General features: G+C 55.2%; 1 protein-coding gene. It reads right to left on the bottom strand.

Translation table 11 applies throughout. The features are described from left to right. Nucleotides 1–115 precede the first annotated feature (115 nt). On the bottom strand, nucleotides 116–279 hold a 164-nt coding region (locus DL891_RS17890; RefSeq protein WP_111721602.1), incomplete at its 5' end, for a hypothetical protein.

Below are 279 nucleotides of genomic sequence, written 5' to 3'. Positions count from 1 at the left end.
TCCGACACAAAATACCAAAGAACCCAAAAAACAACTTCCAATCCAAACTATTATAGCATTGCACAATTGAAGCACCAATGCAGCCAACACTTCCGAGCAACAGAGCCAAACCAACCTAAGCGCGCTCGCCGCGGATCCGCCTCGCGAGCTGGATGTCCTTCGGCATGATGGTCACGCGCTTCGCGTGGATCGCGCAGAGGTTGGTGTCCTCAAAAAGCCCGACGAGGTAAGCCTCCGCCGCCTCCTGGAGTGCCAGAACAGCGTGGCTCTGGAAACGCA

This window comes from Homoserinimonas sp. OAct 916, assembly GCF_003260275.1.
In the GTDB taxonomy this organism is placed as follows: domain Bacteria; phylum Actinomycetota; class Actinomycetes; order Actinomycetales; family Microbacteriaceae; genus OACT-916.
The sequence above is the reverse complement of the archived record's forward strand: the minus strand, read 5'-3'. Positions and strand labels throughout refer to the sequence as shown.